General features: G+C 52.8%; 10 protein-coding genes. 4 read left to right on the top strand and 6 right to left on the bottom strand.

Going from position 1 to position 10,845, the window contains the following annotated elements; all coding sequences use genetic code 11:
• Positions 1 to 157 precede the first annotated feature (157 nt).
• Positions 158 to 715, top strand: a complete 558-nt coding sequence (locus ACWIUF_RS17595; protein WP_448573824.1) for a pentapeptide repeat-containing protein — start codon at positions 158 to 160, stop codon at positions 713 to 715.
• 430 nt (positions 716 to 1,145) lie between these two features.
• On the opposite strand, the gene ACWIUF_RS17590 is transcribed toward ACWIUF_RS17595, so the two are convergent.
• Entirely contained in the window at positions 1,146 to 1,583 is a 438-nt protein-coding gene (locus ACWIUF_RS17590) for a DUF29 domain-containing protein (RefSeq protein WP_448573823.1), read from the bottom strand.
• Between the two features lie 112 nt (positions 1,584 to 1,695).
• A complete protein-coding gene (locus ACWIUF_RS17585) occupies positions 1,696 to 2,277 on the bottom strand; it encodes a Uma2 family endonuclease (protein WP_448573822.1) in 582 nt (193 codons plus the stop codon).
• 213 nt (positions 2,278 to 2,490) lie between these two features.
• Here ACWIUF_RS17585 and ACWIUF_RS17580 point away from each other — a divergent pair, with 213 nt between their 5' ends.
• Positions 2,491 to 3,399 carry a restriction endonuclease gene (locus ACWIUF_RS17580; protein ID WP_448573821.1) on the top strand — a complete coding sequence of 303 codons (909 nt, stop codon included), beginning with the start codon at positions 2,491 to 2,493 and terminating at the stop codon, positions 3,397 to 3,399.
• Positions 3,400 to 3,535: 136 nt separating this feature from the next.
• On the top strand, positions 3,536 to 4,366 hold the full coding sequence (locus tag ACWIUF_RS17575; RefSeq protein ID WP_448573820.1) for a glycosyltransferase family 2 protein: 831 nt from the start codon (positions 3,536 to 3,538) through the stop codon (positions 4,364 to 4,366).
• 156 nt (positions 4,367 to 4,522) lie between these two features.
• Here ACWIUF_RS17575 and ACWIUF_RS17570 read toward each other — a convergent pair whose 3' ends face one another.
• Entirely contained in the window at positions 4,523 to 5,494 is a 972-nt protein-coding gene (locus ACWIUF_RS17570; protein ID WP_448573819.1) for an alpha/beta fold hydrolase, read from the bottom strand.
• A gap of 53 nt (positions 5,495 to 5,547) precedes the next feature.
• The gene (locus tag ACWIUF_RS17565; RefSeq protein WP_448573818.1) at positions 5,548 to 6,324 is read right to left on the bottom strand and encodes an EAL domain-containing protein; all 777 of its coding nucleotides are present in this window, start codon (positions 6,322 to 6,324) and stop codon (positions 5,548 to 5,550) included.
• Positions 6,325 to 6,901: 577 nt separating this feature from the next.
• Here ACWIUF_RS17565 and ACWIUF_RS17560 point away from each other — a divergent pair.
• The gene (locus tag ACWIUF_RS17560; protein WP_448573817.1) at positions 6,902 to 7,465 is read left to right on the top strand and encodes a phycobiliprotein lyase; all 564 of its coding nucleotides are present in this window, start codon (positions 6,902 to 6,904) and stop codon (positions 7,463 to 7,465) included.
• A 119-nt stretch (positions 7,466 to 7,584) separates the two neighbouring features.
• Here the strand turns inward: ACWIUF_RS17560 and ACWIUF_RS17555 are convergent, their stop codons facing one another.
• On the bottom strand, positions 7,585 to 8,352 hold the full coding sequence (locus ACWIUF_RS17555; RefSeq protein WP_448573816.1) for a hypothetical protein: 768 nt from the start codon (positions 8,350 to 8,352) through the stop codon (positions 7,585 to 7,587).
• A gap of 430 nt (positions 8,353 to 8,782) precedes the next feature.
• Positions 8,783 to 10,845 (bottom strand): DUF3769 domain-containing protein (locus ACWIUF_RS17550; RefSeq protein WP_448573815.1); only part of this gene is annotated, 2,063 nt, incomplete at its 5' end.

Genomic DNA, 10,845 nt, shown 5'->3' with positions numbered 1-10,845 from the left:
GGACAAAGCTGCTTCAAGATCAATTTGACAAGCTTCGGGAATGAGGCTATCATAGAACATCATTTTTTATTTGTTAGAGGACAGAATACTGCATTCTGTCCCTTTTTTCCATCGCTTAACCTAACTTTCAACACTTCTGCGTTCAGAGGAATTAATAATGAGTCCAACACTGATTACAGAAAACCTGTTTATCAAACCAGGGGTAGATCTCCAGAAAGAAGATAAATCTCAATATGATACCTTGATTACGGTTGTTAATTTTACTAAAGAAGACCTCCGTGAACGTTGGCGAACGCCCGAAGGCAAACAAATTCTAGCGCAGTGGAAGGGGAGCCGCTTCGATCGCAGTGTATTGAACACCTTGGTAGGGCGATACTACGGCCACACCGACTTAAGGGGTATTTCACTTGTTGGTGAAGATCTACAGGGAACCGACCTGAGCAAGATAGATTTTTATGGTTCAGTGTTGACGAATGCCAATTTAAGCTGTGCCAACCTTAGCGATAGTTGGCTGTCAGAATCAATTGTCTTGGGGACAAAATTTAACTGGGCTAATATGGAAGGGACTCTCCTCGATAATGTTGAGTTTGATGCCAACACTGACTTTTTGGGCGTTAACTTGGAAAATGTTAACTTTAACCTAGCAGCTCTCCTGAAAGAACAGGCGATTATCCAACAACGGATTGAAAATCTAAAAAAAAATACCCTCGGCTAGCTTGGGTACTCGAATTAACCTGTGACTACGGACGCTCATTTACCCGATTTTTCATTGTCTGTTGTGTCATTGTGGTGATCTTCTGGCTACTTTACTACCTTATCCCTGGAACTCTTTCTAAACAGGATTTATGGAGTAGCTTTTACTTTTCAATCAGCACCTTTACCACTTTGGAATCTCCGATACCTATTGTCTCCGTTATCGGTGAAGTTTTAGCCGCAATCGAGGGAGTTATTGGCTATTTTATGATTAGTCTATTAGTTGCAATTCTCGTCCGAAATACAATTGGTAATTAGGCTTATCCTGCTTCTGTTTGCTTGATGATAAACCTTGGACTTATTATAATATCCTGGCAGGCTAGCGATCAAAATAAGCAGCAGATAGCCTCAGATTCACCTTCCAAATCTCTTACCCATCTGGCTTCCTCAACTTATTCGCCCTCCGGCAACCAATCCTCCGCCAATACTAGCTCTGGAGAATACGGACAGAATTCTGGAAATACCGAGATCTCCATACCAGTTTGCTTAGCGGCTTGGCGGCGTGCGCGTTGGTAACTCTCGGTCAGTTGTTCTGCGGGATAACCTTTCAGACTGGGACTATCTTCAATAGCCAATGCAATCTGGGTACGCGCATCCGTTATAGAATCTAGCCAACTATCTGAACGACGCTGAGGTTGATATTGCCACTTGAGCAGATGCAGTAAAAGACGAGTTAGCTGACTAGCAATCCCTCGTCGTTCGCTCTTACCTAAACCCTCAACCTCTTCAATGAGATGCGTTACGTCGATTTCGTGCCAGCGGCGCTCCCGCAACAACTGGGTAGTTTGAGCAACCCAGGAATTAAAATCTGATAAGTAGGTTCCACTCACGGTTTGATGCCTGCTACTAACACAGCATTACGGAGCATGGGTTCGCCTGTTTAAATATAAAAACGCTTGATGTACGCAACACTTTCCAAATATCAGAATCATGCGCAACATCCTAGCAATTGCTGAAAATGCTGGTCAAGTCGAGGATAAATCCTGGGAGAAAGCTTTCTCCGGATAGGCTTGCCGGGTTCATCACTAATTCGGGGACTTGTTGGGTACGGTAGATTTCCACCGTTCGAGTTTTTGGAGCAATCAACCATCCCAGTTGTAGGCCGTTTTCTTGATATTCAAGCATCTTGGCTCGGACATCCGCTAGTTCATCACTGGGGAAGCAGAGTTCGATCGCAAAATCGGGACAGAGGGGAATAAATGTCTGGTGTTGTTCCGGAGTCAGGGCCAGCCAGCGATCGCGTCTAACCCAAGCGGCATCAGGCGCACGAATCGCGCCATTGGGGAGCTTAAACCCAGTTGAGGAGTCAAAGGCAAGACCAAGGTTATTTTGCTCACTCCAGGTTCCTAAACGGACAGCCAGTTTCAGATTGCGGTGACCGGTTTCTCCACCAGTAGGGGGCATAATGAGTAATTCTCCTCGCGCCGATCGCTCTAGCCGCAGGTCGCGGTTATGCCGACAGATTTCTTCAAACTGCTCGTCGGTCAGTTCTAGGGTCGGTTGGAGGGCGATCGCTAATGTCATGATCGTTGCCTGAATAATCCCTAATCCATTGTAGGGCACCTCGATTAATTGGGGATCGGGGCAGTTGAACTGCCCCAACCGACGAGATTACGTCGCTTGTGAGCGCAAAATTTGTATTTTTCGAGGTGCCCTTTTCCAAATATCCTCTAATAGTCTAGATTAATTAAAAATATCAATAACACTTCAATGACAGTACCCGATTACCAAAGTTTAATGTTACCGCTGCTCAGATATGCTGGAACTTGTAACCGCGAATTAACAAAAAATGAAGCCGTCGAGGTTTTAGCCCAGGAATTAAATCTCACAGAGGAAGACCTACGCGAGATGCTGCCTAGTGGCACCCAGTCAACCTTTGGCAACCGCGTGGGTTGGGCTGCTACATACCTGAAAAAAGCTGGACTGCTGGAAACTACCCGCCGAGGCTACTACCAAATAACCGCCACAGGTCGTGAACTTTTAGATAAGCGGCCCCAGGTGATTAATGTCAAGCTCCTTGAGCAATATCCTGAGTTCCTTGAATTTAAAAAACTTAAAGGAACCAGAGCCAGGAATGGAGAAAGCAGTATCGACCCGGAATCAGCACCCGATATCCCCGCTGTCACGCCATCCGAAGCCTTAGAAGCTGCCTATGAAAACCTGCGGGACGAATTGGCTAATGAACTCCTGGCCAAACTCAAGAAAACCTCGCCTGCTTTTTTCGAGCGTGTGGTTGTTGAACTTCTGGTCAAAATGGGGTACGGCGGCTCACGATCGGATGCTGGACGAGCGATCGGCAAAAGTGGCGATGGCGGGATTGACGGTATTATTAAAGAAGACAAACTTGGCCTTGATGTCGTTTATATTCAGGCAAAGCGCTGGGATAATACCCCCGTCGGTAGACCTGATGTCATGCAATTCGCGGGAGCGCTGCAAGCCCAACGAGCCAACAAGGGAATTTTTATCACGACTTCGCGATTTACCGAGGAGGCGAGAAATTATGTCTCGCAAATTGGCAGTAAGATTGTCTTGATTGACGGTGAGCAACTAACTAACCTGATGATTGATAATGATGTGGGGGTTTCGATCGTTGCTCTCTATCCCGTTAAAAAGATTGATAGCGATTACTTTGATGAAAATTTTTAAGCGATATTCGTTAAGGAGTCATCATGAGTCCAAGTCTAATGGCTGAAAATGTGTTTATCAAGCCAGAAATAAAAATAAGATAAATCTCAATCTGATTCGTTGATTGCGATTGTTAACTTTACCAAAGAAGACCTCCGTGAACGTTGACGATCGCCCCCTTCAAATTTTGCTTCATCCCACCAGTCCCAGATATCCCATGCAGCTAAGTGAGATTACCCCCCTCATCCTGACCTACAACGAAGCCCCCAACCTCGATCGCACTCTGCAAAAACTAAGCTGGGCTAAGCGCATTCTGATTATTGATAGCTTCAGCACTGATACAACCCTGGAAATTGCTGCTGCCTACCCTCAGGTGGAAGTACTACAAAGATCCTTTGATACCTTTGCTGACCAGTGCAACTTTGGGCTGAGCCATATCGGTACCCCTTGGGTATTGTCCCTGGATGCCGATTATGTGCTAACGACGACTATCATCGAAGCCATATCGGTGCTGATTCCCAGTGAGGATGTGAATGCCTATCGGGTGCAATTTAAGTACTGCATTTTTGGTAAACCCTTACGGGGTACGCTACTTCCTCCTCGAACCGTTCTGTATAAAGTTGAAAACGCCGTTTACCAGAACGATGGCCATGCACATCGAGTACAGATTACTGGCAAGACTGGCACCTTATCGGGTTATATCTATCACGACGATCGCAAATCCCTGAGCCGCTGGCTATGGGCACAGGATCGTTATCTCATCCTCGAAGCCCAGAAACTATCCCAAACCCCCTTTCAGGAACTCAGCCTGGGCGACAAATTGCGTAAACTGAAGTTACCGGCCCCCTTCATCGTCTTTTTTTATTGCCTCATTCTGAAAGGCGGTATCCTTGATGGCTGGCGGGGGTGGTATTATGCTTGCCAACGCCTTCTGGCTGAACTCCTCCTCGTCCTTCGCTTGCTCGAACTAGAGCACCGATCGGAGTGATGGTGCTTCCCTTGGTTCATTGCGGGGGGATGCTCCCTGGCATTGGCAATCGGACCTAGACCTTGCGATTCACGGTCTGTCCGGCAACAACATCTTCAAGCACTGCTTAGATCAACAAGCTTTAGCCGCATCTCCTTGCCTGCCTAGGGAAGAAATCTAGTTTTGCCCTAGCGCCCACTCCAGAAGGGTTTGATTTACCGCTGCTGGACACTCGTCATATAGGCAATGTCCCGCTGCCGCAAACGTTTTCAGCGTTAAATAAGGCGATAAGGGTAACCATTGGTCGGCCAACCTTAGGGGCACAATGCGATCGCACTCTCCCCACAACAACAATGTTGGACAAGCCAGCTGGGGCAACAGGGTATGCAAGTGGGGACTATACCCCGGCTGCGTGCTGGACCGCACCAGCCAGCAAAACGCCCGCTCTGCCCCCCGATCACGGGGAGGCGTTGTATAAATCCCCAAGACTGTGGCATCCACCCGGCTGGGATCGTGGTAGGCCATGCGCAACCCGGCCTGGATAAACCCAGAACCCCGGGCAACCCGAAAGAGGGGTTTCAACAGCAACGGCGACGCAAACACCCCTTCGATCGCCCCCACCCAAGGCACCGCCCAACGGGGCAGCACCTCCTGACGGGCCGCCGGTAGGGTAAACAGGGCCAGCGATCGTGCCATCTCCGCATAGGTCACCGCTGCTGTCACCGCCACCAACGCCCCCAGCGAATGCCCCACCAAGAGCACCGGCTGACCAATCCAGGTACGCCAAAAGTCATAGACCTGACTCGCCCAGAGATCGACACTATAGGACGTAGCTGCCTTGGTAGATGCTCCAAAACCGAGGAAATCCAGAGCATAGACCGGATGAGTCTCAGCCAGGACTTGCAAATTGGAACGCCAGTGCCCGATCGCCGCTCCAAAACCATGCAAAAACAGGATGGGAACCGCCTGCGGCGACGCCATCGCAGGCCGCAGAAAGGTATAGCGAACCCGCCAGCCCCGCCAAACCCAATCCCGTTGATGGCCAAGATCAGAGGCAGTGGCAGCGATCGGGGGCAGACTGGCCACGGTATGGTTAGCAGCGTCTTGTCCGGAGGAGGAAACTGATTGGCGCGGCGCGATCGAAGTCATGCAGATTACCGTTAAGCAAGGGCAGCAGTCAGACCGGGCGATAGGACATCACCCTATCCCTCTAGTTCTAGCAAGTGACTGGGGATCGTAGCGAGGGACTCAAACGCTGGTTTTGCAAAGTAAAAACCCTGGAAGAGGTGAATCCCCATCGCCCGTAGAGTTTGCAGTTCTGCTCGACTTTCCACCCCCTCCGCGATCACCTCACAGGCAATTTCCTGGCAAACGTGCATGATCCCAACCACAATCGCCCGTCGCACCTGATCCTCGTGGATATTCCGAATCAGCGCCATATCCAGCTTAATAATATCGGGTTGGAACTCGGCCAAGAGATTTAGACTAGAATATCCCGCCCCAAAATCATCGATCGCTGTCTTAAAGCCTAATTTTTTATAGGCATCAAAAATATGATTGAGATGATCTCGATCATGAATCTTTTCCCCCTCCGTCACTTCAAAAATAATGTGATTGGCGGGGAAACCATATTCCTGAGATGCCTGAAGTGTCGTGCGAATACACGTTTCCGCTTGATAAACCGCATTCGGCAGAAAATTAATCGACAAATACGTTGTCATCCCCAATCGTGCCGCCCATTGGATCGCCTTCACGCGACAGGCTTGGTCAAACCGATAACGATTGTCCTCGTTAATCTGACTCAGGATTGAGCTAGCAGGTTCATTGGTAAGGCCGCGAACCAAGGCTTCATAGGCAAAAATAGTTTTAGTCCGGACATCCACGATCGGCTGAAAGGCCATGCTGAAGTCAAACCCTAAATTGTCTTGACTGCTACATCCCTGACAATCAGGTGCACTCGATCGTCCCTGCGTGACCATAGTCAAATCCCCAAACCCATCGTTATCCCATCGCTCCCTGACCACCAGCCCAGCCGCCTACCCCAAAGCCTTACTCGCTCCATCCCCCCATTCCCATACGCATTATCCAACAGATCTTCGGCTGATCGGGCGATCGTACCCCATCCTATCTCGGTAGGATTCGGATACTCCCATAATGCCCAAATAACTAGCCAAAATCCCCAGCAGCAAATACAGCCGTTCCCTCTCTAATGAAGTACGGTCCAGCCTTGCGAACCAGGGGCTTAAGCCCCTTGCCTGTACCTCACCAGGGATGGAGATGCTGTATCTGCCCAGCGTCCGGCCCCAATGCCAATCAGCCCCCTAGGAGATCGAAAAGTAAATCCTGCAACGTTCGTAGGGCTGGCTTTAGCCGGCAACGACCAAAGTCGTTACTACCAACGTTGCGAAACCTTAATGTTTGCTGTACCAGGATCTAGCTGTAACCAATGGGACACGATCGCGACGGCCCTGACCGAGGAGAGACTTGCCAAGGGGGTAACGAAATGCAAGACTCAAAGGGATAGCGCGATTGTCAGGAAAGCTGCTGATCTGGGACATGGATATTATCGAATTTTTGGAAGCCAATGTGGGGAAATGGTTGTCGCAACGGACCAGCCATGACTTGGCATTGCCGCGATCGGAGAGTGGTAAAGCGGAAGTCTATATTGAACGCCTGGAAACTTCCCACCCAGAGGTCGTTCAACTGTGTCAGCAGGGTCAGCTAGCCGCCGATCTCACGCTTTGGGGTGCCCGCATTACCTGGAAGGGCATGATGGCAGCGGCAACCCAACCGCAAACCGGTACCAGCCTGCTGGTCGTGCTCTCGTCAAACGACGATCCTACCCAAGGAGACCTGCTCCAGCAAAATGGGCGCAAGGGGTTGCTCCGGGGCCACTATAGCTTGGGCAACGATGAGGTATTAACCCTGATTACGGCCTCCGAAACGCTGCACTTAGAAGAGCGGTTGTGGTTTGCTGGCCCCAACCTCCGCTTACGCACCAGTCTTCTGAAACAGGCCGACGGCTTTAGCAGCGCCGCCTTTTGCTCAGAAATTCGGATTGGGGGTGTGCAACCGCCTGCCCCCACCGCCCCAGCAACCGCCACAACCCCCGTCGCCTAGCGTTGCTCAAACGGGGAATGGTGGGTTGGCGTCGAGTTGGCAAAACCCAACACGTTCCCTTGAAACGTTTGTAGTTCAGGCTTTAGCCTGCAACGCCTCAAGAGGTGCTGATCGCTCCCCTATTCGTTGCTGGCGTCCCGATTGGGAACACTCACCCGCGATCGCAGGGCCGCCAAGGTGGTGCCAATGCGGCTAAATTCTTCGCGCATCTGGGCAGCAGCCCGTAATTTTTGATCCAGATCAGACGAGGATTGGTTGGGCACAAACTGATGAATCGGCGCATGGGCCACTTCACGGGTGGCGCTCGCATCCGTTGTCGTTCCCAGGGGTAAAGATACGGTCCCTGCGGGGGGGTGACTGAGGGAACTGAGTTGGCGCTCCAGCGTCGGCGCAGGCAGGCGGCGGGGCAGCGGCTTCCCGATCGCCGTTGGGGTGTGCCACGGCTCAATGCGGGGGGTGTTTAAACGCGGCGATCCCGTACCCGTGGCATAGCTCCCCGCTGCCTTGTGCGGTTGGGACTGGCGCACGGAATAGGCAAGGGGCTTACCCTGATCCTCAGGGGCCAGTTCCGTTTCCCAATCCGTACCAGAGAACCGGCTGCAAATAATCCGCTCAAAATCATTGCCAAAGTGGTAGAGCGGGCGTCCGCGCCGTTGCCAAAAGGCCAAAATTTGCTCCACCGAAACGGCTTTATAACGCCCCTGGTAAAGGCTCTCAATCACAGCGAGACGTACCCAGTTGAGGGGATAGGTGCTGGCCCAGTAGCCGACCAATTGTTCCGGTGCATAATGGCCCAAATCGAAGCTATAGTTACTCAACAGGGCGATCGCATGGCCTGCGACTGGCGAGTTGGTCACTTCCAGGACATCTTCCAGCAGTTGTGACATAGGGATTGACGCGGCAAAAGGTTACACAGTGGAGTCGCTTGCCAAGCATGAGTTCACTATCTGTACCGAGTTCCCGCTACAGCACTGCTACGTCAGAGGCCACACCAGGACGGCACTATCGCCCCAATGCACGACACTCACAACGCCTTCGCCATCCGCAGGAGGCTTGAAAACCTAGGACAGGGCAATGCTAGACAAAAACTCGGTGGTAAAGGGGAACTCCCCGATCGCTGGCAGCCAGGGCCGCATCAGGATCTAAGGGGGCCATGCTTGCGTTGCAGGAACAAGCGTTACTAACGGTGTACCTCTTCTCACAGGAGGCACTTCGCGATCGCTTCGGCGTATTCGAAGGGGATCATGCCTCTCCTTTAAGCATACTCTGCAAACCCAGATTGGGTAAAGTTAATCCCTCGGACCCGCCGGGCCACCGCTAGGGACCCGCCAACGGTACCACCCCATCACTCACGGGCCGCACGTCTAGCTCCGAGAAGGGTTCCGGATTACCGTTCCAGTTAAAGTCACTAATGCGCAAATTAATCGACCCAATTTGTAGGACGGGATTAAAGCGCAGGACCACCCCATAGGTACGGCGACTGTACTCCAGAATATAGTCCGTGGTAATTCGATCTTCCTTGTCCAGGTTGAGGGCCGTCTGGAAGCCAAAACGCAGAGGACCATAGACCTGTTGGCTCAGGCTAAAGGCCAATACCCGACGATCTTCGATGCGATCGAACTTAAAGGGAGACTCGCCATCCCGCAGACTTTGGGAATAGCGCACATTAAAGGCGGTGTAGTCGAAAAAGTCGCGACTGAACTTGCCAAACTGCCCCTCCAAGCCCAAACTACCCGTCAAGGCATTCTGGAAGTCACCGCTGGTATAGGAGGTGAGAATCCCGCGCATCCCGGCCACAAAGCGCACAAAGGGGACGATCGGCACCGGACTATACCGCAGGCCCTCGGTCTCCGTGGGGGGTAGGGGGGTTCCCTGCCAGAGGGGAATCCGCTGGCTCAAGCCCGCTGTCGCCTGGTATCGGCCCAGTTCCACCAAACCCTCGCCCTGGCCGGGGTCCAGCAAATCCACCTGATCTGTTTTGGCATTGACCACTTGGGCACCGACCTGGTAGTTCAAGCGCGGCCCATCCTCACCCAAGGGGATCGTCGGTGAGGTGAGCACAATCCCTAAACTGCTCTGCACATTTTGAAAGCCCAGGGAGCCGTTGAAGAGGCGATCGCGGTAGCTATACTCCAGGTTTAGGTTATGGTCCCCCACCTCCTGCCGCAACCGGACACTGGCCCGCAGGTTATCCGCGAGATCCTCCGGATCAAGACTGGCAAAGTTGGCCAACCCCCGCACAGAGGTTTCGGGACCCAAGGTGCCATCTAAACGGGCAATCAAACCATACAGGGCGGGATCGACAGGATTCAGCCCCTCATTGATCGCCTTTTGGACCAGCAGTTGGGGCGTCACCCACAGCCGGACGGGTCCCCTGGCAATCACGTTAAAGGTCCGCTCAATATAGACCCCCCCCCGTTCTTCCTGGTCATAGCTAATGTTAATCAACCCCGGTTCGCGCTCTTCCTTACTCAGAATGGTTCGCTCCCGCAGGAGGGGCACCGAAAAGCCCTGATCAAAAACAAGACGGGGGCGGCGGGTAATCAGCTCGTCCGCTAGGGGGGAAATATGGGTCAGGGTAGCCTGGGGCGTGCGTAGCTCTAGCTCCGGTGGGGAAAAGGGATCGTTGGTAATGCGCACATTTTGGGCCTGCCACCCAAAGGCGTTGAAGTCCACCTGATCCGCCTCAAACCGCAAACGCCGCACGGCCCCTTGCCGCTTCAAGTCCGGGGCATCGCGACCAACCCCCACGCCCACCTGAAAATCACCGGGACCTCGCTGCACCCGCAAGGGTTGGGTGGCCAGGGCACGATCGCTCAACAGGGGTTGGGGACCCGTCACCGCCGTGGCGGCAGGGGCATCAAAGGCAAAATCCTCCCCCGTGGTGGGCAGGAATAGCTCCCCATTCGCATTGAAGATGCTGCCCGCTTCCTGCACAAAGCGATACTCAAAGCGCTCACCTCGCAATACCTGTTCGCCGCGCCGTAAGGCCACGTTTCCCTCCGCCATAACGAAGCGATTGCCAAGGTTGACCTGGAGGCGATCGGCGGTGAGCACCGATTGGCGAAACCGAAACTCCACATTGCCCGTAGCCGTGACGATCTGGCGCTGTTCGTCATACTCCTGTTGATCCGAGGTTAGCTCCACCACATCCGCAGGGCTGGTCAGGAGATCCGCCGCCGTGTTGTCGGCATCGGGGGTTTCCAGGCTTTCGGCTGTGGGGGCAGCTTCGGGGGGGGCGGTATCCAGAGCCGCAGGCGCGGTCTGCTCCCGATCGTCATGTAGGGGAGCCGGGGAACCGGGAACCGTTGGGATCGCATCAGTCTCCAGCGTTGTCGGCAGATCGGGTTCGGGGGCCTGCTGGGTAGGAAGGGGGGAAC

The sequence above is a fragment of the Trichothermofontia sp. genome, from assembly GCF_053493415.1.
Note: the sequence above shows the minus strand (reverse complement) of the source record. Positions and strands in the feature narration are given on the sequence as shown.